The organism is Neorhizobium petrolearium, from assembly GCF_017873175.1.
Classification (GTDB): Bacteria; Pseudomonadota; Alphaproteobacteria; order Rhizobiales; family Rhizobiaceae; genus Neorhizobium; species Neorhizobium petrolearium.
Map to the genome: position 1 here is coordinate 78,601 of NZ_JAGGJW010000019.1, position 22,260 is coordinate 100,860.

At 61.4% G+C, this 22,260-nt stretch carries 25 protein-coding genes; 6 read left to right on the forward strand and 19 right to left on the reverse strand.

The features are described 5' to 3' along the window. Positions 1-2: 2 nt before the first annotated feature. From J2046_RS28855 to J2046_RS28865, 3 genes are all read right to left on the reverse strand, one after another. Entirely contained in the window at positions 3-884 is an 882-nt protein-coding gene (locus tag J2046_RS28855; protein ID WP_210057775.1) for a carbohydrate ABC transporter permease, read from the reverse strand. 120 nt (positions 885-1,004) lie between these two features. After that, on the reverse strand, positions 1,005-2,357 hold the full coding sequence (locus J2046_RS28860; protein WP_210057688.1) for an ABC transporter substrate-binding protein: 1,353 nt from the start codon (positions 2,355-2,357) through the stop codon (positions 1,005-1,007). A gap of 357 nt (positions 2,358-2,714) precedes the next feature. Next, positions 2,715-3,614 (reverse strand): IclR family transcriptional regulator, encoded by a 900-nt coding sequence (locus tag J2046_RS28865; RefSeq protein WP_210057690.1) that lies wholly within the window; start codon positions 3,612-3,614, stop codon positions 2,715-2,717. A gap of 133 nt (positions 3,615-3,747) precedes the next feature. Here J2046_RS28865 and hydA point away from each other — a divergent pair, with 133 nt between their 5' ends. From hydA to J2046_RS28890, 5 genes are all read left to right on the forward strand, one after another. After that, complete coding sequence (hydA, locus tag J2046_RS28870; RefSeq protein ID WP_233470360.1) at positions 3,748-5,124, forward strand: dihydropyrimidinase; 1,377 nt, start codon at positions 3,748-3,750, stop codon at positions 5,122-5,124. 2 nt (positions 5,125-5,126) lie between these two features. Beyond that, positions 5,127-5,855, forward strand: coding sequence for an SDR family NAD(P)-dependent oxidoreductase (locus J2046_RS28875; RefSeq protein WP_210057692.1), 729 nt, complete (start codon positions 5,127-5,129; stop codon positions 5,853-5,855). A 19-nt stretch (positions 5,856-5,874) separates the two neighbouring features. After that, the gene (locus J2046_RS28880; protein ID WP_210057694.1) at positions 5,875-6,768 is read left to right on the forward strand and encodes a sugar kinase; all 894 of its coding nucleotides are present in this window, start codon (positions 5,875-5,877) and stop codon (positions 6,766-6,768) included. A 265-nt stretch (positions 6,769-7,033) separates the two neighbouring features. Beyond that, positions 7,034-7,429: a c-type cytochrome gene (locus tag J2046_RS28885; RefSeq protein ID WP_119258594.1), complete on the forward strand. Its 396-nt coding sequence runs from the start codon at positions 7,034-7,036 to the stop codon at positions 7,427-7,429. A 24-nt stretch (positions 7,430-7,453) separates the two neighbouring features. After that, entirely contained in the window at positions 7,454-7,978 is a 525-nt protein-coding gene (locus J2046_RS28890) for a flavin reductase family protein (RefSeq protein ID WP_210057695.1), read from the forward strand. Here the strand turns inward: J2046_RS28890 and soxR are convergent. The 3 genes from soxR to J2046_RS28905 form a co-directional block, all read right to left on the reverse strand. Next, on the reverse strand, positions 7,957-8,472 hold the full coding sequence (soxR, locus tag J2046_RS28895; protein ID WP_210057697.1) for a redox-sensitive transcriptional activator SoxR: 516 nt from the start codon (positions 8,470-8,472) through the stop codon (positions 7,957-7,959). The genes J2046_RS28890 and soxR overlap by 22 nt on opposite strands. A 79-nt stretch (positions 8,473-8,551) precedes the next feature. Then, entirely contained in the window at positions 8,552-9,973 is a 1,422-nt protein-coding gene (locus tag J2046_RS28900; RefSeq protein ID WP_210057699.1) for an MFS transporter, read from the reverse strand. Positions 9,974-10,000: 27 nt separating this feature from the next. After that, a complete protein-coding gene (locus J2046_RS28905) occupies positions 10,001-10,363 on the reverse strand; it encodes a DoxX family protein (protein WP_210057701.1) in 363 nt (120 codons plus the stop codon). Positions 10,364-10,500: 137 nt separating this feature from the next. On the opposite strand from J2046_RS28905, the gene J2046_RS28910 reads away from it, so the two are divergent. Next, entirely contained in the window at positions 10,501-11,100 is a 600-nt protein-coding gene (locus J2046_RS28910; protein WP_119258590.1) for a TetR/AcrR family transcriptional regulator, read from the forward strand. 206 nt (positions 11,101-11,306) lie between these two features. Here the strand turns inward: J2046_RS28910 and J2046_RS28915 are convergent, their stop codons facing one another. From J2046_RS28915 to traI, 13 genes are all read right to left on the reverse strand, one after another. Then, on the reverse strand, positions 11,307-11,636 hold the full coding sequence (locus tag J2046_RS28915) for a hypothetical protein (protein WP_210057703.1): 330 nt from the start codon (positions 11,634-11,636) through the stop codon (positions 11,307-11,309). A gap of 130 nt (positions 11,637-11,766) precedes the next feature. Further along, complete coding sequence (gene trbI / locus J2046_RS28920; protein ID WP_210057705.1) at positions 11,767-13,077, reverse strand: IncP-type conjugal transfer protein TrbI; 1,311 nt, start codon at positions 13,075-13,077, stop codon at positions 11,767-11,769. A 12-nt stretch (positions 13,078-13,089) separates the two neighbouring features. Beyond that, on the reverse strand, positions 13,090-13,551 hold the full coding sequence (gene trbH / locus J2046_RS28925; RefSeq protein ID WP_210057707.1) for a conjugal transfer protein TrbH: 462 nt from the start codon (positions 13,549-13,551) through the stop codon (positions 13,090-13,092). Then, complete coding sequence (gene trbG / locus J2046_RS28930; RefSeq protein WP_210057709.1) at positions 13,551-14,405, reverse strand: P-type conjugative transfer protein TrbG; 855 nt, start codon at positions 14,403-14,405, stop codon at positions 13,551-13,553. Before trbG ends, trbH begins: the two co-directional genes overlap by 1 nt. A 17-nt stretch (positions 14,406-14,422) precedes the next feature. Further along, positions 14,423-15,100 carry a conjugal transfer protein TrbF gene (locus J2046_RS28935; RefSeq protein ID WP_210057711.1) on the reverse strand — a complete coding sequence of 226 codons (678 nt, stop codon included), beginning with the start codon at positions 15,098-15,100 and terminating at the stop codon, positions 14,423-14,425. Between the two features lie 17 nt (positions 15,101-15,117). Continuing rightward, positions 15,118-16,314 carry a P-type conjugative transfer protein TrbL gene (gene trbL / locus J2046_RS28940; RefSeq protein ID WP_210057713.1) on the reverse strand — a complete coding sequence of 399 codons (1,197 nt, stop codon included), beginning with the start codon at positions 16,312-16,314 and terminating at the stop codon, positions 15,118-15,120. Then, positions 16,308-16,532, reverse strand: a complete 225-nt coding sequence (trbK, locus tag J2046_RS28945) for an entry exclusion protein TrbK (RefSeq protein WP_210057715.1) — start codon at positions 16,530-16,532, stop codon at positions 16,308-16,310. The genes trbL and trbK overlap by 7 nt, the downstream gene beginning before the upstream one ends. Further along, entirely contained in the window at positions 16,529-17,338 is an 810-nt protein-coding gene (gene trbJ / locus J2046_RS28950; protein WP_210057717.1) for a P-type conjugative transfer protein TrbJ, read from the reverse strand. Before trbJ ends, trbK begins: the two co-directional genes overlap by 4 nt. Next, a complete protein-coding gene (locus tag J2046_RS28955) occupies positions 17,310-19,778 on the reverse strand; it encodes a conjugal transfer protein TrbE (protein ID WP_210057719.1) in 2,469 nt (822 codons plus the stop codon). The genes trbJ and J2046_RS28955 overlap by 29 nt, the downstream gene beginning before the upstream one ends. 9 nt (positions 19,779-19,787) lie before the next feature. Continuing rightward, entirely contained in the window at positions 19,788-20,087 is a 300-nt protein-coding gene (locus J2046_RS28960) for a conjugal transfer protein TrbD (RefSeq protein ID WP_210057721.1), read from the reverse strand. Further along, entirely contained in the window at positions 20,080-20,484 is a 405-nt protein-coding gene (gene trbC, locus J2046_RS28965) for a conjugal transfer pilin TrbC (protein ID WP_210057723.1), read from the reverse strand. Before trbC ends, J2046_RS28960 begins: the two co-directional genes overlap by 8 nt. Further along, positions 20,474-21,445 (reverse strand): P-type conjugative transfer ATPase TrbB, encoded by a 972-nt coding sequence (gene trbB / locus J2046_RS28970; RefSeq protein WP_210057725.1) that lies wholly within the window; start codon positions 21,443-21,445, stop codon positions 20,474-20,476. The genes trbC and trbB overlap by 11 nt, the downstream gene beginning before the upstream one ends. Next, entirely contained in the window at positions 21,442-22,077 is a 636-nt protein-coding gene (gene traI / locus J2046_RS28975) for an acyl-homoserine-lactone synthase (RefSeq protein ID WP_210057727.1), read from the reverse strand. Before traI ends, trbB begins: the two co-directional genes overlap by 4 nt. Positions 22,078-22,260: the final 183 nt, after the last annotated feature.

Below are 22,260 nucleotides of genomic sequence, written 5' to 3' on the forward strand. Positions count from 1 at the left end.
GGTCAAATCTCCAGCGAGCGGGACACTGTCTTGGCCAGGAAATAGGCGACGACATTGGCCAAGATGATCGAAATGACGCCGCCAGTGGATGCCAGACCGACGTCGAAGCGCAGCAGCGCCTGCACGTAGATCAGGAACGAAAGATTGGTCGAGGCGAGGCCTGGCCCACCCGATGTGGTCACGAATATTTCGGCGAAGACCGACAGCAGGAAGATAGTCTCGATCATCACGATAATGCCGATCGGCCGCGCGAGATGCGGCAGCACGATGAAACGAAATGTTGCGAAGGCGCCGGCGCCATCCATCGCCGCGGCTTCCTTCAGCTCATGGTCGAGAGATTGAAGAGCTGTCAGCAGGATCAGCGTCGAGAAGCCGATCCACTGCCATGCAATGATGACGATGATTGAAAACATCGGGAACGTGCCGAACCAATCCACCGCCGGCAGCCCTACAAGGCCCAGCACGGTCGCCAACAATCCGTTAACCGGATCGAGAAGCAGGTTTTTCCAGATCAGCGCTGCGACCGTCGGCATTACGAAGAAGGGCGAGATCGCCAGCACGCGGGCAATTCTGGCCCCTGTGAAGTCCCGGTCAAGCAATAGGACCAGTCCTATGCCGAGACACACGGTGATCGCGATAACGCCCAGAACCACGTAAATCGAGTTCAGCGCCGCGATCGTGAGCGAGCTCGAGCTGAAGAAGTAGAGATAGTTGGCGAAGCCGATGAATTCCCGGCCGGCGGTGTTGACCAGATTGTAGTGCTGGAAGGAGAACCAAAAGGTCATGACGGTCGGGACGGTGATCCAGACCAGCAGCACCGCGACGGAAGGCGCCACAAGATAGGTCTTCGGCCCGATGCTCTCGGCCCTGGTGGAAGACTCCATCTGGGCAATGCCGTGCTGGACGGCTGATGATGTCGAGTTCAATGTATAATCTCCGATGCCATCCGCAAGCTGCGCCCGACCAAGGTGACGGCCGAGCGCAACTCTGGGAGGAAAAGTTGTCTACTTCTTCAAGTAGCCCGACTGTTCCATCGTCTTTTCGGTGAAGGCCTGACCGGCTGCGAGCGCCTGAGCGACTGTCTGCTGGCCAGTAAGGGCCGCCGCAATCTGCTGACCGACCTCGGTGCCGATGCTCTGATACTCCGGAATTGACGCATATGTTATGCCGGTATAGGGCACAGGATCCTTGCTGGGATTGGTCGGGTCGGCCGACAGGATTGCGTCTTTGACAAAGTTCGCGAAGGGCGCCACCTTCTGGTACTCAGCCAGGTCATAGGTGGACTTCCGGGTCCCCGGTGGGATCAGAATCCAGCCCTTCTTTTCGCCGACTTCGCGGATGTATTCTTTCGAAGTTGCCCAGGCCATAAAGCTCTTTGCGACCTCGGTCTTGATCGACGATTTGGGAATCGCGAGCGCCCATGCCCACTGCAGCGCAGCGCCATTGGGAACGTCTGCGACTGGGGCCTTTGTAAATGCGACCGTGTCTGCAACCTTGCTCTCCGCTGGGTCGAAGAGGTAGCCTGCAGCGACGGTGGCATCGATCCACATGCCGCAGTTTCCGCTGGCAAAAAGTGCGCGGGTCTCGTTGTAGCCGTTGGACGTTACCCCTGGCGGGCCATACTTGTTGAGCAGATCGACATAGAGGTTTACCGCCTTATGCCAGGCTTCGCCGTTGATCTGGGGGTTCCACGTCATATCGAACCACTTGCCGCCATGTGTGTTTACCGAAGTCATGATCGGGACCATGTTCTCGCCAGAACCTGGCTTGCCGCGAAGGCAGATGCCATAGACCTTGTTATCCGGATCATGAATCTTCGCGGCAAATTCGGCGACCTGCGAATAGGTCGGCTGGTTGGGCATCGAAATGCCCGCTTTCTCGAAAAGGTCCCGACGATAATAGGTCATCGAGCTTTCGGCGTAGAACGGCAAGGCGAAGATCTTTCCGTCTACGGAAAGCCCCTTCCTCACTGTCTCGAAAATGTCCGCATAGTCATACTGCGTGCCAAGGTCCTCGACCGGAAGAAGCCAGCCGTTCTTTCCCCAAATAGGCGCCTCATAGGATCCGATGGTGATGATGTCGAACTGGCCGCCATTGGTCGAAATGTCGGTTGTGACGCGCTGGCGCAGCACATTCTCTTCCAGGACCAGCCAGTTGATGGTGTTGCCGGTCTTCTGCTCCCACACGCTGGAGTGCTCCTGCATGATCACCATGTCTTGGTTGTTCACCGTCGCGATGGTGATTTCCTCGGCGAATGCGGGCGAAAGCGCCAGCGCAGCCAGGCCGACAGCGGCGATCAAGCTCTTTGCTCCTCGCAAGCGGGCAGCTGATTGTACGTGTTTCCCTGAGACCCACATTTTCATCCCCTTTCTATGTTCTATATACAGAATGGCGTTCTGTATGCGGATCATTCAATCATTTGGAATTTTTCTGTCAAGTGGATTTTTCCCGCTGCATGCCGATATTCGCCCCGCAGGCCGACGTTCTGATACATGCCTCGCCCGTTGCTGCGCACGGCCTGACAGTTCGGTCGGTTTCGACCGGGATTAGGATCGGAAAGAATACGCATTGCAGGAGCGATGCGTCTTGCGTGTCCGGGCCGGACCGCGCGGGAGGCCGTGCGACTTGAAGCAGGCGCTCAGGAAAGTGCGAGGCGATTCCGTAATTGAGAACCGGGCAGAGGAAGAGCTAGGTCCGAATTGCCCGGTATCCTATCAGCGAAAGTCTCGCGGCAGGCGCGCCAGGGTCTGCTGGTGGATTTTCTGCACCGCCTGCCGCATGGCGGTCGATACATCTCCCTCGAGAGCGCTCATCACGTCGATGGGCGCCGAGCAGTTGATGATGAATTCCACCTCGCCGCTCTTGCCGAAGATCGGTAGGGCGAGCGCCATGAGGCCATCCGTGAACTCGGCGCGGCTTCGGGCATAGCCCCGCTGCCGTGTTGCTTGCAGTTCGCCGACGATATCCTTCTGAGTCATCAGTGTCGCAGCAGTATATTGCAGAGGCTTCCAGTCCTGGAACCAGGCCTGGATCTTCTCCTCAGGCATCCAGGCGAGGTAGGCGCGCATCTGCGCCGACGCATCCCGCGGATAGCGAAAGCCGATCGGCAGGGAAACCTCGATGCGCATCGGGTCGTGGAACTTGTCGATCAGCATGAACGTGTCGTCCGGCATGGGCTGCGACAATACGCAGGGAAGCCGGATGGCGGACACCAGGTTGGAAAGCTCGGTTCGGATGATGTCGATCATCGGAATCGCCAGGAGCTTCGAGACGCTCCCAAGGAGTCCGGGATGCAGAGCATAGGTCTTCGCCCGCTCGTCAAATCGCAGCCAGCCATGCTCCTGCAGTGTCTTCAGTATCGAATGGCAATGGCTCTTGGTGATCTCCAGCGCCGACGAAATGTTGGCAAGCGTCGCCTCGTCGTCCGGCTGCCAGTTCAGATATTCGATGATGGCGATCGCCTTATCCAAGGCTGGAACCAGGCCGAGACCCGGCTTACGTCCCTCCCCAACACTCGATGTGACCATCCAGTGGGTACCGTCATGGGTCAGTTTTTCAGGGGCCTGCAAAGGCGATTCTGGATTGGAGGCCACAGGGGGGCGAGAAGACGTCATGACGAGAACCTTGAGCGAGGGTCGAGGCCTATCACAGCTTTTCGATGTTTGTAATCGAAAGGCCGTTGACCGAGGGTAACAGGCCCCTTATGTTCTTTGCATAGTACAATGTTCTGCATAAAGAATGATATATATGATCGATCTAATTGTTGTCAACGGCACCATCGCGACGAACGCGGGGACATTCAAGGCTGATATCGGCGTCGACGACGGCCGCATCGTGCAGATAGGGGGAACATTGCCCGAGGCGCGACGCATGGTGTCGGCGGCGGGCTTGCTGGTTCTGCCTGGCGGCGTCGATGTCCATACACATCTCGATGCTCCGTCACTCAACATGATGACGGCCGACGATTTCCGCTCGGGGACAATTGCCGCGGCCTGTGGCGGCACAACATCGCTCATCGACTTCTGCCAACAGACGCCGGGCGGCACGCTCGCGGAGGGCTTGGCAAACTGGAACGGTAAGGCCGAGGGCAAGGCCGCGATCGATTTCGGCTATCACATGCTTATTCCGGACTTTAACGAGGCGATCGCTAAGGAACTGGCGACATTGCCGGAGAAAGGCATCACAAGCTTCAAGCTCTTCATGTCCGGCAAGGGTGGCGCCATGGTGGATGACCATGCGCTGATGACGGCCATGACAACGGCGCGGCAGTGCGGCGCCATGGTCATGGTCCATGCCGAAAACGGTGATGCCATCTATCATTTGCAGCAGCAATATCTGCGAGAGGGCAAGACCGGGCCGAAATACCATGCCGAAACCCGGCCGGCGCGCGCCGAGGCCGAGGCGACGGCGCGCGCTATTGCATTGGCCGAGATAACCGGTGCACCGCTCTATGTTGTCCATGTCACCTGCGCCGAGGCGCTCGAAGAAATCGTTCGCGGCAAGCTGCGCGGTGCGCCGGTTCTCGCTGAGACTTGCACGCATTACCTTTTCCTGACGAAAGAAAACCTCGACCAGCCCGGATTCGAGGGCGCGAAATATGTCTTCTCACCGCCAGCCCGGACGGAAAAGGACCGGGAGGCGCTCTGGCTCGCCCTTCGCCACAACCTGTTCGAAACGGTCTCTTCCGACCATTCCTCGACCCGCTTTTACGATCAAAAACAAGGTGGGCGAGCTGACTTCACTAAGATCCCTAACGGCCTTCCCGGCATAGAGGAACGTCTCGTGCTCCTATATCAAGGCGTCGTCCAGGGCCGCATTACGATCGAGCAGTTCGTCGATCTTGCGTCCTCGCGCCCGGCACGAACCTTCGGCCTAGCGCCACGCAAGGGCAATGTCGCGGTCGGCAGTGACGCCGACCTCGTCCTCTTCGATGCGAATGCGGAATGGACCATTCGAAATAGCGATCTTCACCATGCGGTGGACTATTCGGCCTATGAAGGCATGAATGTCAGGGGCCGTGTGGTCTCGGTCCTGCTGCGCGGGGAAGTCATCGTCGATAATGGTGAATTTTGCGGCCAACCTGGGTATGGTCGGTTTCTTCCGCGCGCGCGAGTGGAGCAATGACTATGCCGGAGTTCAAAGGCCGAACCGCACTGATCTTTGGCGGAAAATCCGGTATCGGGGCTGCCGTCCGCGATCTCTTCGAGAGATCCGGCATCCGGGTCTGTGTCGCGGATAGGTTCGAAGCTGACGAGTTGTCGTCAAGCGAAACGGCAATCCGCATCGCCTGCGATGTGACGAATGCACAAGCCGTTCGACTTGTCGTCGACAGGGCGCTGGAAACGCTTGGCCATATCGACATCCTCGTCAACAATGCCGGGACGGGCACGCCGGCACTAGATTTTCATGAGGTGCCCCTACAGGAGTGGCGGCGTGTCTTCGATGTGAATCTGGATGGCACCCTGCACGCGATACAGGCCGTGCTCCCCCATATGCTGCAACGGGGCTTTGGCCGCATCATCAACACGGCGTCGCAATTGGCCCACAAACCCGCGCCACAGCAAGCCGCGTATTGCGCCTCCAAAGCTGCACTCGTCGCCCTCAGTGTTTCGCTTGCCCAGGAGGTCGCATCTCAAGGTATCACTGTGAATTGCGTCTGCCCGGGTCCGACCGACACACCGATGTGGCATGCCAGTGACCCCGCCTGGAAGGAATGGAAAATCTCCCAGTTGCCAATTAGGCGCATTGGTACCGTCGAAGAGGTCGCCTCCGCCTACCTTTACCTTGCCAGTGACGAGGCCGCCTTCATCGTCGGGCAGAGCCTGTCCCCAAACGGCGGCGACGTTATGTGGTGATCACTTGGAGCAACATTGCATGACGGTGCAAAAGGCTCTCTTCATCGGCGAAGCGATGATCGAGATTTCGGGGGAGGCGGGTGCCCTGAAACTCGGCTTTGCCGGCGACGTCCTAAACACCGCCTGGTATATGAGGCGCCTCCTTTCGGCTGCGGACTGGGAGGTTGCATTCTTCACCGCGACCGGACGCGACATCCACTCGCAGGCCATGCGGAGCTTTATCAGGCAGAGCGGGATCGAACTTGCGGGAAGCCCGGAGCTCGAGGCCTACCTCCCCGGCCTTTACATCATCCATCAGGAAAATGGCGACCGGCGTTTCACCTACTGGCGCAAGAATTCAGCCGCACGCCACCTGGCGGACGACGGAGACGTGCTCTGGCAGGCGATGGTCGACGCGAACGTCATCTACTTCAGCGGTATCACCCTAGCAATATTGCCGCTCGCAAGGCGGCTATCCTTCCTGCGCAGCGTCAAGCGCGCTCGGCTGAGGGGCGCCCGGGTGGTGTTCGACCCGAACATTCGCCGCGAACTCTGGAGTTCGCAAAGTCAATTGCGAGCCGTCCTGTCCAATGCCGCTAGACTGGCCGATATCGTTCTGCCGAGCTTCGGCGACGAGCGTGAGCATTTCAGGGACGCCTCGCCGATCGCGTGCGCGGAGCGATACTCGAGATGGGGTGTTCCGGAGGTCATTGTGAAGAACGGTGGGAGCCTGATGGCCGTTATCTCTGAGGGCAGGACTGAGGAAATCGAGCTCGAACAAGCCATCCAAGTCGTGGACCCGACTGGCGCGGGCGATGCCTTCAATGCTGGCTATCTAGCAGCGCGTACGCTCGGAGACACAATCGTTGGCTCGGTCTACGCGGGTCACAGACTGGCTCTGGACGCGATTAGTCGTCATGGGGCTATCGGTTAGCAATATCGGCGTCCTGAGCTGGGCTAGTGCCCGTCTGTAATTGCCTGTTTTTCAGGTGCCAGGGAAGTGTTTTGCCCGCTGCAGCGATATGCTGCTTATGACAATCCGCGTGCCTTTTCCGCCGTCTTTCGCCGTACGCTCGGCCGGCCGCGTGCGCGCATCTCCGCCCGCGGGATGAAGCGGCAATTTCCGGAAAGCCGCTATTGACCTCAACTATTGTTGAGGAACTATAGGGATATGGCCTCAACCTCAACGGAGTTCGGCCATGGATCGCCATTCCCTCGCATCCCTTGTTGCGAGCCTTCTTCTTCTCTCCACCACCCCCAATGCATTTGCTGAAGATGCCGCCGACCTCGCTGCAGGCGAAAGGCTCTTCAAGCGCTGCTCGGTCTGCCACCGACCGGATGCCAACGAGAGCCGTCGCGGCCCTTTGCTTGAAGGCGTCGTCGAGCGACCAGCGGCGGCCTCTCCGGACTATCCCTATTCCGACGCCATGCGTGCCGCCGCCGCAAACGGCCTCGTCTGGACCGAGGCGGAGCTGGCGACGTTTCTGAAGCGGCCGCAGGCGATGATCAAGGGCACATGGATGGCCTTTCCCGGTTTCGGCAAGGCGAAGGATATTCGCGACATCATCGCCTATCTTAAGCGGCATCGCGACTGATGCCATTGTCGGGAAAGCATGACCATGAACATCGTCACGTTAGAACATGACCGGGACCGTCCTGAGCCCGTGATTACCAGGCCCGTCTTCCTCTCGGCCATGGCGCGCATGGCCTCTACCGTTTGCGTCGTCAGCGCCGAATGCGCCGGCTTTTGCCCCGGCCGCACGGTGACGGCGGCCTTTTCCCTTACCGCGGATCCACCAACGATCCTCGTCTCGATCACGCGGGACAGTGCGTTGGCCCAGACCATCGAAGCAAGCCAGGGCTTTTCGTTCGCCATGCTCGGCGAGGGGCAGGAGCTTATCGCCGACGCTTTCGCGGGGAAGGTTTCCCCAGAGAGCCGTTATCTCATGGGCATATGGGGATGGTGGCGGTCCGGCCGACCGCGCCTCTTCGCTTCCGCCGTTTCGTTGGATTGCATGCTTGCCGGCGCCATGCCGATTGCCGATCACATGCTTTTTGCCGGGCGCGTGACCGCAGCGGATATTTCCGAAGGCGTGCGCCCGCTCCTCTGGCATGACCGCGCCTATGCGCGGACCCGGCGATGACCGCCCCGCGCCCGGGAGCCGCCCTCGTCTTCGTCTGAGGGCGGGGCTGCGATAAGCCGTCGTGGCCCCGTCCCCTCCCGGCCGAGAATGTCATCCGGATTGCGCAGCGGACACTCCTCTAGCGAAAGACAGCCGCAACCGATGCAGCCTGTGATCTGGTCGCGCAATTGCGTCAGGCAGTCGATGCGGTCCTCGATCATCTGCCGCCAGTTTTCGGAAAGCCGCCGCCAATCCGCCTTGTCGGGAACGCGATCCTGCGGAAGGCCCCCAAGCCCATCGCGGATCGCACCGAGCTGTAGGCCCGCGCGCTGCGCAATACGAATGATAGCGATGCGCCGGAGAACGGCGCGGTGGTAGCGCCTCTGATTTCCAATTGTTCTCCAGCCTGCGATCAAGCCCTTTGCCTCGTAGAAATGTACCGTCGAGATGGCGATGCCGCTTCGGCGCGCGACGTCGCCGACCGTCAGGCTGGTCTTGGGGCAGGTTCTTTCCATCCGTGGCATCCTTCGACAAATAGACATTCGCCGCAGCTTTGCGAAATGCGCGGCTGCGGCGGTGTGTGGTGGGCTCCGACTATCGTCTCGTCGCGATGCCAGCGGTGAGAATGCCGGCGAGGGTGAGGAGGGCGATGCCCAGTGTCACGTAGCGCGCGGCCTCCAGCACCGAGTCGCCGCCCGCAGCCATCAGTGTTCCGGCGAAGGCGGAGGTGACGGAGAAGGCGATGAGCTGAGTGGTCGTGATCGCCGCTGCTGCCTTGCCGGCTTCCGCTGGGTCGCTGGTCGCGCTCATGGCAGCGACGCCGAGCAGCGGCCAGGCAAGCCCTATGCCCGCGCCGGCGACCGCCAGCACGGCGGCCCAGAGGGTGACCATCGCCAGGTCGGTTCCTTCCGCCTGCAGCAGGCCGTAGGCGATGAGGCCGGCGGTCAGCAGCAGCGGGCCGAGGCGTATGGCGCGCCGTCGTCCTGCGTCTGACGATACCGACACGACGAAGAGCTGTGCGATGACCCAGGCCAGGGAAAGCACCGCGCCAAGAAGACCCGCGGCAAGGGGGGCGAGGCCTGCGAGTTTCTGCGCAAAGAGCGGAATGAAGGTCTCGACCATGACGCCGGCGCTAAGCGCAGCGACGGTGAGGTAGACCCATTTCAGCGAATTGCCGCGCCGATAGGTTATGCGCGGCAGGATGGTGTCGTGCGCGCGCCGCTCGACGGTGACAAAGAGGACCAGAAGCACCAAGCCTGCACCCACCATTGCCAGAGTTGGCCAACCAATCGGGACGACGGCGCTGAGGCTGATCGCGACAATGGCGAGCACTAGCGGAACGAGCGAAGCAACTGGCACGGGCGCACGGTGGCGGGCCCCGGCGACCCCGCCAAAGCACCGTTGTGCAAGGATGGTGAAAACGAGCGCCGCAAAGGCCAGGGCGCCATAGGCCCAGCGCCAGAGGCCGAGTTCGGCAAAGACACCGCCGAGCGCGGGGCCAAAGAGCGTGCCGAGACCCCACATGGCCGATACGGCGCCCGTCGCGCGGGCCCAGTGCTGCTCGGGCAGGGCGGAGCGGATAACCGCATAGCCAAGGCCGGCAAGGAGGCCGCCGCCGAGTCCCTGGACGACACGGCCGGCGATTAGCAGCTCCATAGTCGGGCTCAAGGCATTGCCAGCGGCCCCAAACGCAAAGGTGAGGAAGCCCAGTACATAGGCCGCCCTTGGTCCCTTCCAATCGAGAATGCGGCTAACGAACAGCGAGGCGACAATGGCCGCGACGACGAAGGATGTCGTCACCCAAGAATAGTAGTGCTGGCCGCCGATATCGGCGACGATGGAGGGCATCAGCGCGGCCGTGAAATAGAGGTTCATGGCGTAGATCAGCACGCCGCTCGCCAGAACCGTCACGATGGCAAGATGCCGCCCGGTGAGGAGGTCCGACCATGTATCGGCCTGTGATAGGGACGCGTTCGTTCCTTCGGCCGGACCGGCCGATTGCACTGGTTCATTCATGTATCTGCTCCGAAATGAGGGGAGTGATCAAGTGGTCCTGCGCCGCGCCGCGAGGCTGAGCGCGAGGACTGTGAGGGAGACGAGGAGCACGATGGCAGGCGCCGTCGTGTGGGAGTAGTCCCCATGGGCGAGCGTGGTCAGTGTCGCCGCCGCCATCACCACGGCACCGAGCCCGGCGCCGTAGATGCGCGTACCGCTGCCGATCAGCAGAAGTGCGGCGGCAAGTTCGAGCGCCGCGGTGAGATAGTGGAACCAGTTCGGGTAGCCCCAGCGCGCATAGGCGGCCGCATAGTCGGCGGTGATGAAGGCATTTCCATAAAACCCGAACAGGAAGAAGGCCGCCAGCAGCCAAGCCAGGATAGAGGAAAATGACAAGGTCGATTTGGCCATGATACCCCGCGCCTTGAAGACGGCCGCACTGGACCTGCGGCGCGTTCCATAATAGATTGAATGTTCATTCTAATATTCCGGTCTTGCTCTATCGTCAATATAGATAGAGCGATCATTCTATTTTTGTTGGAGGCAACATGGCACGCAAACTCGTCCCTGAGCAGCACGAGGGAAAACGGCAGCAGATTCTCGAGGCTGCGCATCGCTGCTTCCTGCGGCATGGTCTGCAGGGAGCTTCGATCTCAATGATCTGCAAGGAGGCGGAGATGAGCCCGGGCCATCTCTACCACTACTTCCCCGGCAAGGAGGCGATTGTCGAGCAGATGGCCGATGATTACCTCTCCACGCTGCATAACCACTTCGAGCGGCAGCGGGAGGCGGGAGACGTAGCGACGGTGCTCCTTTCCGAAATCTGGAGCATGAAGAGCTGGGACGACGCCGCGCACTGTCGCATCCTCTTCGAGCTCCTGGCCGAGGCGGGGCGTAACGAGCGGATCCGCAACATCCTCGCTCGCAATTCGGACGGAGTGCGTCGGCTTTTATCGGATACGCTGAAAGCCGGTCAGGCGCGCGGCGAGGTCGATGCGAGTCTCGACTCCGAACATACCGCCGCCATGCTGATCGCCATCGTCGACGCCACACCCATGCTGCCCCTGATGGTTCCCGGTATCGACTTCGACGAAAGCCGCAAGCTCATCACCACCATGGTCCGGCGCTTTCTCGAGCCGAGGCAGTAGCCTATTGCCTCTACCCTCACGTCGTCCGCATACAGGATCGACGCGTTGCTGCCTGCCTTGCGGACGAGCGGGGCCAATGTTGGCACTGTGCCATCGGTAAGCTGTGAAATCCCGGCACCTATCCGGGCGCATGCGCCCGGATAGGTGCCGGTGACGTCGCATCGGATCGGACTTGCCGGAATTGGGACCGGCCAGCCCATCGGGGTTCAGACCCGTCGCAGGCTTTCTTCGATCCGCCGCCCGACGGACGAGATTAGCATGCCCGAACCCAAGAACACCAGATAGACGACCAGGAACATCTCCATGGCGAAGCTGCTCCATTCCTGGGTGTTGACTGAGGCGTTGGCTGCACCCAGAAGTTCGTAGTAGCCGTAAGTCAGGATCAACACGGTGTCCTTGAAGACCATCAGATTGATGTTCATCAGGGCCGGGAAGGACAGGATCACCACCTGCGGCAGGATGATCCGGCAGTGGATGCTGAGACGTTTCAGGTCGGGCAACTGGGCGGCCACGTTGGTCGGAAAATGATAGTGCACGCTGGCGATTTCACGCCGACGTCGGCGGCAATCTCTCGAAAGCTGAAGCAATGCACTCTGCTCGGGGACGCCCCTGATCGCATCTGTTGTATCTCTCACTGAAGCGTGCCGACTGCCACTGTAGTGAACCTCAGTAGGATTTGGGAAACACTACGTCCTGATCAACTAGGACGTTGAACTTGTAACCCGGCCGGATTTCCAGTGTCGGCTGGACGTTGAGATTTCGACTGATGGTTTGTTCCGCGACGCGACCGAAGCTCTCCGCGAAATTCCGTCTCGCCGCGTCAGATGCCGTTTCCTGCGTGGCAAGCGTCGAACTTTCCGGCAATGACGCGTCGATCCCGGTTCCAATCAGCGCGATCAGCGCCGCCGAGCCGAACGTTCTCCAATAGTGGTTGTTCACCTTGTCGTTGAAACCGCCATAGCCTTGCGCATCTGTTCCCGCCATGCCGCCGATCTGCAGCGTGGAGCCGTTCGGGAAGATGATATCCGTCCAGACGACGAGGACGCGGCTCTGACCGAACGACACCTTGCTGTCGTAGCGTCCGAATAGCTTCGCTCCTTGCGGGATTAGCAGGCGATGCCCCGTTGCACTGTCATAGACGTTCTGGCTGACCTGTGCGGTGATACGACCGGGCAGGTCCGAATTGATGCCCGAGATCAGAGTCGCCGGAATGACCGAACCGCGTTTCAGTTCAAAGGGTGATTGCTGCGGCACGACGCGATTTGGGAGATATCCGAGTTCCTTGAGATCGGCATTGAAGAAATCCTCCTTGGAGGATTGTCCGTTCGGATCGATATTCTGCCCGCCGAGACCGGCCCGTAACGCGGCGGCATAAAGATCCGAGGTGGCGCCGGTGGTCGTCGATGACGCAGTGTTTGTCGTCGTTTCGGCTGAGGTGGTCTGGTAGGCCCTCGCTTCCAGCTTGCTGCGATCGATCGCGATTGGTGCATCATAGGCGGAGTCATTCGCCTGTAACCGGGCCATGCGCTGGCGATGCCGCTCACGCAGATATTGCTCGCGCTGTTCCCGCTCGAGACGGGCGCGCCAGACCTCTTCGGGTTCCAAATCCTGCCCGCGTTGCTGTTCCTGGCGTTGTCCCGGCTGCGGCGTGAAGGGATTGTCCACCTTTTCTCCGTCCTGTTTTGTCTCGACAGGTATCGGCTGGAACGTCGTCTGCTGCTGCGGCTCTCCGATGATGCCGTCCGTCACGCCGCGCTTGATCTGGTCGGCGAAGGTCGAGGCCGGATTTCCGGAGCTCGTTTCCGGGCCGCTGTCCTTTCCGAAGTAGAGTCCGCGGGAGGCAAGCCCATAAAAAATGACGCCAAGAAAGGCCATGACCAACACGATCACCACGATGATCGGCACGCGGTTGATCCGTTTGATGCCGGAGTCTGCTTCGTCATTCGCAGCGCCACCGAGCTTGAGGGATTGGACCATCGTTGCCTCCCCTCAGCCGCGACGCATCAGCGACAGCGCGCTTGCCGGCGTTGCCCCGCTTGGGGTGGCGATGTAGGCGCGACCGAGTTCGACGCTATCGGTCGAAAGACGCGCCAGAACCTGGTCATTGAAGCGGAGAACGACATAGGCGAGCGGAATGACCTTCGTGCCGCTGTCCGTCTTCTGATCGGTGACGACGGCATAACCCCAGCCTTTCAACGCCGCCTCTAGTGCCTGCCCGAAGGGAGAGGCGTCGGGTTTGAGGGCAACCGTCGCCTTGCCGGGTCCGATCTGCTCTGCCAGGCGGCTCACCATGTCACCAGCGATAGCGCCCGCCGCTGGGCCCGAAATCTCCGGCGGCGCGTTGCTGGCGACAAGACCATCTGTCCCCATCGACTGGCATCCGGAAAGGAGCATGGCGAAGGTGCAGGTTGCGGCAAGGGCGCGGATGGGGTGGAGGTGGAAGATGCGCATCACCGCCCTCCCCTTCTGATCGTCACCTTTTCCTGTTTCCAGCCGACGCCCGAGACGAGCACCGCGCGATCGATGTGATAGTCGACCACCATCATGTCGTTCTTCATGCGGTAGTTGACGATCCGGTTCTGCCCGCCGGAGGTGACGAAGAGCACCGGCGCATCCTGTCCCGAGATCGAACGCGGGAACTGGATGTAGGTTTTCTGGCCATCGGAATAGACCCGCGTCGGCCGCCAGCCGGCCCTGCCCGAGACCGAGTAGGAAAAGTTGAGCTGCTCGGCCGGAACACCGGCGCCGGGAATGATGCTCGCTTCGAGCCGGGCATTGATATCAGCGAGCTTTGCCGAAACGTCCTCCGGATATTCGAAACCGACGCGAGCCATATATTGCGTGGAATGCGACTTGAGCTGGATATGATAGGTGCGCCGCGACGTCGTCACCACCATCGAGGTCACCAGCCCCGGTTCCGACGGTTTGACGATCAGATGGATCGCCTGGCCGCCCGCCGCCCCTGACGTGGCCGGTTCCACCTTCCACCGCACGGTGTCGCCGACCAAGACATCGCGAACCACCTCGCCGCCCTGAAGCTCGATGTCGCAGACCTGAAGCGGTGAGCAGACGACCGACGGCTGCACCTCGCCAAAAAGAAAAATCACCTTGCCATCCGCTCCCTTGGTCACCAACCCGCGCGATCCGCGCCACTGGGTAGAAATCCCCATGCCCTTCGCCTCGTTGGCGGTGACGCTGTCGGCCGCAACGACATCAATAGGTGCAAGGACGGAGAACACCAGCGCCGCTGATATGATGGCACCGGCAGTCAGCATGGCCGAATAATTCTGAAGTCGGATGTTCATGTTCGGGGCCATGCCTTTCAAAGCTGCGCTGTCCAGTCGAAGTCGCGGAGATAGAGACCGATGGGGTTGAGGCGGATGACGCCCTCGTCCTGCGGCGGAGTGAGGGTTACGGTGGCGATGCCGCGAAAACGGCGCACCGCCGTCTCCTTGCCGCGGCGGTCGCGCTCGAACTCGGTCCAGTCGACCTGATAGGACTGGTTCGACAGCGCGACGATGTTGTTGACCTCGACCGCAACCGTGGCGGTCTTCGCCTTCTCGAAGGGCGAATTGGAACGGAACCATGCGTTGACCTTCTCGGTCGCAGGATCCGAGGTCCTGAGGAGGCCGTAGGTCCGGTCGATATATTGCTTCTGCACGACCGCATCCGGCGTCACGGACCGGAAATTCGAAACGAAGCTGCCGAGCGTGGCGCGCACCACACGCGGGTCGGCATATTCGATCTGCTGCGGAAAGCCGGCATTGGATGCCGTACCGAGCTTGTCGACCTCGACGATATAAGGAACGAGCTTCACCTGCGTGCTTTGATAAAGCGCGTAGCCGAAGCCGATCACGGCCATCACCATACCGGTGACGCCGACGATGCGCCAGGCGGCGGCTGCTTTCACATAGGAGCCATAACGCTCGTTCCATTCGTTGCGCGCGGCGAGATAGGGATTGGCGATAGGGGGATTATGCGGCGGATTGCGTCCGGCCATGGGTGATCAGCCTCCAGCTATTTGTTCTCGTTGATGGGCGGGGGCGGAGGTGGAGGCGTGGCCCGGTCCGACTGCCGCGTCTGGTCGAGCTTGGCGTTGGCAAGCCCGAGCAGCGATCCGGCATAAGCCCCCGGCGAGGCGATCGCCTTGTCCTTTGCCGCTGATCCGGCAGCGTGAGCAGCATTGCCAATGCCCGATGCCATGCCGCGAAGTGCGGCGCCTGCCATCGACGATCCCCCTGCCCTCGCCGAACTTGCCGTCTGCGCCCCTTTCATCGCGGCGCTCGCACCGAGGAAAGCGCCGCCGGCGGCGAATGTCGCGGCCTGGCCGCCGTGGCGGATCGCTTCCATGCCGCCGGCGATTGAGGCGCCCTGGACCACGCCCTGGAGGATCGGCGGGACATACATGGCGATGACGAAGACCACAACCGAGATGCCGGCGATGGCGAGCGTGGTGATGAACTGCTCGGATGTCGCCGTTGGCGCCTCGGCCAAGCCTAGCAGGATGTCCGAGCCGATCTTGGCGATCATCACCAGCGACATCAGCTTCATGCCGACGGAGAAGGCGTAGACCAGATATTTGACGGCAAAGTCCTTGGTGAAGGACGAGCCGCCGAGACCGAGCATGATCATGCCGGCGAGCAGGCCGACATACATCTCGACCATGACGGCGACGAAAATGGCGGCAACCAACGAGAAGGAGACGACGACCACGACCATGGCGAAGACCGCGGCGATCGCCAGTGCATTGTCTTCCCAGAGTCCGAACTTCGCCTGTTCCGACATCTTGGTCGCCACGCGAATGCCGGCGTCGAAGATGTTTGCGGGCGAGGCCGAGCCGCCGCCGGCGCCGATCTGATAGAGGCTGTCGACCACGGCCTTCGCGAAGGACGGACCCTGGTCGAGGATGAAGGCGAAGAGGCCGATGAACATGATCCGCCGCACGAGCTCGGCGAACCAGCTATCAAGCGAGGCGGCGTTGATCGCCAGCCATACGGCGGCGATCCCGACCTCGATGCCGGCAAGGATCCAGAACAGCGACCGCGCCGCGTTCATCACCGTCGTCTCCCAGCCTTTCGCGGCCGTGACGACGGAGTTTTCCAGCGTCGTCAGGACCGACCCCTGTTGGGCAAGCGCCGGTGTCGTCACCAACAGGATGAGGCCGATCGAAATGAACGCGAGCTCCAGCTTCCGGGAGGGACGGACGATCACCATCGCGGCTTCATCTCCTGTCCTCCACGGACGTCGCGATCCGGATCGCCGCTGAAGAACTTTCCGCGATGCTCGCGGCGCTCGGTTTCGGAGGCAGGCTGCGTGGCGGTCGAGCCTGATCCGGACACGGCGGCCGGACGGGGTTGGACTAGGATCCAGGTGACGACGCCGGCCGCGACGATCCCCGCCAAAGCGAAGGCGATGACCAGACGCGGGCTCACCAGCGGGGCTCCATCGTCTGGCCGCCGCGGATGTCACGCTCAGTCGCGCTGAAGAACTGCTCGCGCCGCGCCTGGGCCAGATCCTTTTGAGCCTGCTCGGACTGGAACCATGTGCCCATCATGGTCATCTGCTGGGAGACGAGACCGCGCAGCTTCTGCATCTGCGCGACCTGCTGGGCCGCGATCTGATGCCCAACCTGCAGCGCCTTCATTTGCCCGTCGGACGACTCCGACATCGAGCGCAGCGACGACATTGTGCTCTCCTCGCTCGAGAACTGGTCGGCCGTCAGGTTTGCTGCCTTCAGTGTTCCGGCGATCGTGTCGCGATTGGTGTCGGACCACGTTTGATAGGTCGTGGAAAAGCTCGCACCTCCCGGCAGATTGCTCTTCATCTCGGAAAAACTCTGGAAACGCTGCTTGAGCACATCATCGATGTTGCCCATCGAGAAGGCGACGCCTTGTCCTTGGGCGACAACATTCTGCAGGCTCTTCAGGTCGCTTTCGACCTGTCCCCAGATGTGGTTCGGCAATTGCGCCGTGTTCTGCAGAAGGTTTTTGTAGATGTTCAGCTGGTTCTGGATCTGCTCGGCAAGCTGGGAGATCTGGGTGATTTGATTGTTCACCTGCTCCGCGGACTTGCCGACGAGTGAGACGAGCTCGGCATTGTTGGCAAGCTGCGTCCATTCGGTGGCCTGCCCGGTCACGCCACCGGCCTCAGCCGGGACTGGTAGCACGGCCGGGAGAATGATGGCGACGATGACCGCGGTGCGTGCCACCTTATTCGGCCGGGAAGAGTGTGTCGGCATGGGCGATCCCCCGTTGCTTAAGCCAGTGGAGAGGCCATGCGGCCCCGTGTTCGGAATGCAGGGCGCGAATGTGCTTCAAATCTTCCTTGCCGGATGCGCCGACAAAAGAGAGTGCAACGGGACCGAGCGCCATGTCGAAGAGCCTGCGGCCTTCGGGCGAGACAACGTAGTATTCGCGCTTCGGAAGCGCCGCCGCGACAATCTCGATCTGACGGGTGTTGAAACCGATGCGCTCATAGAACTCGCGTGTACCGGACTCACGGGCCGCGCCGTTCGGCAGGCAGATTTTGGTCGGGCAGGACTCCTTCAGCACGTCGATGATGCCCGATCGCTCCGCATCCGAGATCGACTGGGTGGCGAGCACGACGGCGCAATTGGCCTTGCGCAGCACCTTCAGCCACTCGCGGATCTTGTCCCGAAACACCGGGTGGCCGAGCATCAGCCAAGCCTCGTCGAGGATGATGAGGCTTGGGTAGCCAGTCAGGCGTTTCTCGATGCGGCGGAACAGATAGGTGAGGACGGGGACGAGATTGCGCTCGCCCATGTTCATCAGTTCCTCGATCTCGAAGCACTGAAACGCGCCGAGCGTCAGGCCATCCTCCTCGGCATCGAGAAGCTGACCCATGGGGCCATCGACGGTGTAGTGATGCAGCGCGTCCTTGATCTCGCGCATCTGCACGCCAGATACGAAGTCCGAGAGCGAGCGGCCACGCGATTCCGCCATCAGCCCGATCTGCCGGGAGATGGCGTTGCGGTAGTCCGGGGTGATGGTCACACCCTGCAGCGCCACCAGGGTCTCGATCCATTCCGACGCCCAGGCGCGGTCGCCATCGGTCGAAAGCTCGGCAAGCGGGCAGAAAGCCAGCGCCCTCCCCTCGCTTTCTGCAGAAGGGCCGATATCGCCGCCGATCTGGTAGTGATCGCCATCGAGTCCGAGCGTCAGCGGCAGCATGGAGCCGCCTTTGTCGAAGGCAAAGACCTGGGCTTGGCTGTAGCGCCGGAACTGCGCGGCGATCAGTGCCAGCAGCGTCGACTTACCCGAACCGGTCGGCCCGAAGATCAGCGTGTGCCCGACATCGTCGACATGCAGATTGAGCCGGAACGGCGTCGAGCCGCTGGCAACCTGCATCAGCGGCGGTGAGCCAGGCGGATAGAACGGGCAAGGCGCCGTCGGGCTCCCCGACCAGACGCTATTGAGCGGGATAAGATCGGCGAGATTGCGCGTATTGATCAGCGGCTCGCGGATATTGGCATAGGAAACGCCGGGCAGGCTGCCGAGAAAGGCGTCTGTCGCATTGAGCGTCTCGATCCGTGCGGCGAAGCCTTCCGCCTGGATCAGCCGGCGGACCGCCTCGCACTTTTCCTGCAGGCGGGGCTGCACCTCGTCGAAAATCACGATAACGGGCGTGTAGTAGCCGTAGGCGACGAGCTGGGAGGAGGCTTCGGCGATCGCGTCCTCGGTCTCCGCCACCATCATCATGGCGTCCTGATCGACCGAACGGCTCTGTGTCTGGAACAGTTGATCGAAAAAGGGCCTGACTTTCTGCTGCCACTTCTTGCGGGTACGCTCGAGCCTCGCCCGTGCCTCCTCGGCATCGAGGAAGACGAAACGTGATGACCAGCGATAAGTGAGCGGCATCAGGTCGAGGCTGTTGAGGATGCCCGGCCAGCTCTCAGCCGCCAGACCGTCGATCGCCACGACGCCGAGGAAACGGTTCTCGACGACGGGCGTGAGACCATGCTGCAGCTCGGCCGTCACCAGCCAGTCGAGATACATCGGGATCTCGGGCAAGCGCACCGGATGGTTCTCGCCGGTGATGCAGAAGCGGATGAACTGGAACAGTTCGTCATAGCGGGCGACCCGGAAACCGCCGCGCTCTTTGGTCTCGCGTGTCATCATCCGGCGGATCGACACAACGTTCGCGAGATATTGCTCGACCTCGCGGATCGAGGTCAGGAAGCTTTCGAGCGCCTTATCGGCGTGAGTTGCGGAACGACTGGCCGCATCCGAATAGACATAGCGGGTCAGCCCCGAGCGCCGCGGCTCCGGCGGCCGCCATGTCAGGATCAGTGCGTGCCGGCTCTCGAAATGGCCCCTCTCCTTCTGGAAATGCGCTCGCCTTTCGGCGTCGATCGCCAGCGTGACCGGATCGGGGAAGTGGCAATCATCCTCGGCCGGATAATCGCCTGTCGGAACCCGGACGGCCTCGACCTGGATCATCCATCCGGAGCCGAGCCGAGACAGGATCGCGTTGATCTGCCGCGACACCTCGTTGCGCTCGGCGTCGGTCGAGCTCTCGCTGTCCGGCCCGGCGAAATACCAGCCGGCCATCAGCGAGCCGTCCTTGAGCAGGATCACGCCGTTGTCGACCAAGCCGGCATAGGGCACCAGATCGGCAAACGACGGTCCCGAATGACGGAAAGATTTGAGGGCAACCATCTCGATCCCTCAGAACCCGCGCCAGGGTGACGGCGTCGCGCGATAGAATGTCTTGTAAGAGATGTGCCGAATATAGACCCTCCGCATGAGGGGATCGGCCTTTGCCATCATGCGCAGCGCCGCGACAGCGACCAGCCAGATTGCGATACCGAAGAGCGCCGCGTACCAGGTCAGCACGACGAAGATCAGAATGACGGCGGCAAGCGCGGTCAACAGCACGAGCTCGCGGTCAGCACCCATCAGCAGGTTCGGACGCGACAGCGCCCTGTGCACGCGCGAACGGGACAGCCTGGAGCTGGCCTCAGCCATGAGCCCCCTCCCCTTCCGTGTGAAGCGTTGCCGTCGGCTCGGTGATGTCAGGCGCCGATTGCACTTCGGCCTCGCCGATGCTGGCGCCGGTCGCACCGAAGAGGGCGACGATCTGCGTAGCGCCGAGCAGAACCCCGCCGACGAGGGCGACGTAGCAAAGCCTTCTCGCGAAATCATTGAGCTCGCCGCCGAATATGAGCATGGCGCCGGCGATTGCCACAGCTGCCAGAGCGATGAAGCCGGCAACAGGCCCGGTGATGGACTGCTGGATCTGCTGTAACGGCGACTCCCATGGGAGGCCGCCGCCACCCGAGGACGCCAATGCCGGCTCTGCCAGGGCGAGAGAGATGGCGGCGAGGCCCAAGCAGGCGAGCGTGATCTTCGTCTTATGCGACATGGCTGTCCTCATCGATCTGGGCGTAATGTTCGGTTCGGTAGCGGGCGTTATTGAACCCCTCGACATGGATCACCTCGCGGACCCGCCTGCCGTTGCTCATGCGCTCGATGGAGACGACGAGATCGACCGCCTCGCCGATCACTTCCTGCATGGGCTGCTGGCTGGCTTCAGCCGTCAGTTGCTCCAGCCGGCGCAAGGCCGACATCGCCGTGTTGGAGTGGATGGTGGTGACGCCGCCCGGATGGCCGGTGTTCCATGCCTTGAGCAGTGTCAGTGCAGCGCCGTCGCGGACCTCGCCGACGATGATGCGGTCAGGTCTCAGACGCATCGTGCTCTTCAGGAGCCGGGCCATATCGACCGTGTCGGTGGTATGCAGGCACACAGCGTTTTCCGCCGCGCATTGGATCTCGGCCGTATCTTCCAGGATGACCATGCGATCGTCCGGCGTCGTCGCGACGATCTCGGCGATGACGGCGTTTGCAAGCGTCGTCTTGCCGGACCCGGTACCGCCGGAAATGACGATGTTCATGCGCGATGCGATTGCGCTGCGCAGAACCGAGGCCTGTCCTTCGGTCATGACCTTCGACTTCACGTATTCGTCGAGTGGGATGAGCCGCGACGCCCGTCTCCGGATCGTGAACGCAGGCGCCGATACCACCGGCGGCAGCAAGCCCTCGAACCGATGCCCGCCGATCGGCAGTTCGCCGGAAATGATCGGCTGCTCATCGTCGGCTTCCGACTGTAGCGCATGGGCGACGCTGCCGATGACGACTTCGGCAGTGGCGGCACTCATCGCGCCGGCCGGGGCAACGCCGTGCCCCAGCCGTTCGATGAACAGCCTGCCGTCGGGATTGAGCATGATCTCGACCACCGTTGGATCGTCGAGTGCGAAGCAAAGCTGGTCGCCGAGGGCGTCCTGCAGTTTGCGCACAAGGCGGGGATGGGAACGGAGCTGGGTCACGCGGCGCTCCTCAAAGGACCGACGTCACTATGCTCGACGGTCGAACGGTAACCTTCCGGGCAAACCGTGTCGAAGCTGGCGCGATCAGCGGGCAAGCTACCCGCCACGGCGATGGTGTTACCGATCGCCACCGGATCGCCGAGACGGCGCATCGGCCATCCCGCACGCTTCAGGATACGTTCGAAGCGGAGATCGGTCGCTGTGACGATCTCCGTGTAACCATTTGCCATCGACCATTCGATGATGCCGGCGAACATGGTGAGCGTCACCTGATGGAGGCTCCCTCCCCTCCCCACTTCCAGGGACGTGTCGACGCAGAAGCGTGAGCTCTCGACCTTCGCTGCACGGGCATTGAGCGAGCCGCGCTCCAGCAGTTGTGGGAATGTCCGTTCCAGCATCGTTGGACCGTATCCGGGCAGCAGGCGTGCGCAGCCGACTACCTTCTGCTCGGCCGAGATCGCCAAGATGTAGGTTGGGCGGAGATCATCGTACTGATCCCGCTCTCCCTGTTCGGTGACGGTGACATCCCATTCCAGGCGGCCGCCAAACACCGCGGCCCGAAGACGGTGCATCTGATTCAAATAGTTGCGGTTAAGTGCGTAGTGATCGGGTGAGACGCTCAGAATCTGCATTGTAATCTCCGCATGACTTGATCAGGCGAAGGGAAATCATCTCGCGATGCGTGTGGCTATGTGCAGATTTGCATCCGGTGATTCTACCGAATCGGCGCTACAACTCTCGAAAATCGGGCGGAAGCCGGAATCTAAAATGTTGATAAGAGGTGCAGATCTGCATTTCCTCCGAGCCGCCGCGAA

Bases quoted from the DNA above. Each gene is read 5' to 3' on its own strand.
- trbG (WP_210057709.1), bottom strand. From the start codon at position 14,405: ATGAACATCCGACTTCAGAATTATTCGGCCATGCTGACTGCCGGTGCC.
- J2046_RS28865 (WP_210057690.1), bottom strand. From the start codon at position 3,614: ATGACGTCTTCTCGCCCCCCTGTGGCCTCCAATCCAGAATCGCCTTTG.
- trbC (WP_210057723.1), bottom strand. From the start codon at position 20,484: ATGTCGCATAAGACGAAGATCACGCTCGCCTGCTTGGGCCTCGCCGCC.
- J2046_RS28875 (WP_210057692.1), top strand. From the start codon at position 5,127: ATGCCGGAGTTCAAAGGCCGAACCGCACTGATCTTTGGCGGAAAATCC.
- J2046_RS28860 (WP_210057688.1), bottom strand. From the start codon at position 2,357: ATGTGGGTCTCAGGGAAACACGTACAATCAGCTGCCCGCTTGCGAGGA.
- soxR (WP_210057697.1), bottom strand. From the start codon at position 8,472: ATGGAAAGAACCTGCCCCAAGACCAGCCTGACGGTCGGCGACGTCGCG.
- J2046_RS28910 (WP_119258590.1), top strand. From the start codon at position 10,501: ATGGCACGCAAACTCGTCCCTGAGCAGCACGAGGGAAAACGGCAGCAG.
- J2046_RS28900 (WP_210057699.1), bottom strand. From the start codon at position 9,973: ATGAATGAACCAGTGCAATCGGCCGGTCCGGCCGAAGGAACGAACGCG.
- J2046_RS28890 (WP_210057695.1), top strand. From the start codon at position 7,454: ATGAACATCGTCACGTTAGAACATGACCGGGACCGTCCTGAGCCCGTG.
- trbL (WP_210057713.1), bottom strand. From the start codon at position 16,314: ATGGTGATCGTCCGTCCCTCCCGGAAGCTGGAGCTCGCGTTCATTTCG.
- trbI (WP_210057705.1), bottom strand. From the start codon at position 13,077: ATGGTCCAATCCCTCAAGCTCGGTGGCGCTGCGAATGACGAAGCAGAC.
- J2046_RS28935 (WP_210057711.1), bottom strand. From the start codon at position 15,100: ATGGCCGGACGCAATCCGCCGCATAATCCCCCTATCGCCAATCCCTAT.
- J2046_RS28955 (WP_210057719.1), bottom strand. From the start codon at position 19,778: ATGGTTGCCCTCAAATCTTTCCGTCATTCGGGACCGTCGTTTGCCGAT.
- J2046_RS28885 (WP_119258594.1), top strand. From the start codon at position 7,034: ATGGATCGCCATTCCCTCGCATCCCTTGTTGCGAGCCTTCTTCTTCTC.
- trbH (WP_210057707.1), bottom strand. From the start codon at position 13,551: ATGCGCATCTTCCACCTCCACCCCATCCGCGCCCTTGCCGCAACCTGC.
- J2046_RS28905 (WP_210057701.1), bottom strand. From the start codon at position 10,363: ATGGCCAAATCGACCTTGTCATTTTCCTCTATCCTGGCTTGGCTGCTG.
- traI (WP_210057727.1), bottom strand. From the start codon at position 22,077: ATGCAGATTCTGAGCGTCTCACCCGATCACTACGCACTTAACCGCAAC.
- J2046_RS28880 (WP_210057694.1), top strand. From the start codon at position 5,875: ATGACGGTGCAAAAGGCTCTCTTCATCGGCGAAGCGATGATCGAGATT.
- J2046_RS28855 (WP_210057775.1), bottom strand. From the start codon at position 884: ATGGAGTCTTCCACCAGGGCCGAGAGCATCGGGCCGAAGACCTATCTT.
- J2046_RS28960 (WP_210057721.1), bottom strand. From the start codon at position 20,087: ATGGCTGAGGCCAGCTCCAGGCTGTCCCGTTCGCGCGTGCACAGGGCG.
- trbJ (WP_210057717.1), bottom strand. From the start codon at position 17,338: ATGCCGACACACTCTTCCCGGCCGAATAAGGTGGCACGCACCGCGGTC.
- hydA (WP_233470360.1), top strand. From the start codon at position 3,748: ATGATCGATCTAATTGTTGTCAACGGCACCATCGCGACGAACGCGGGG.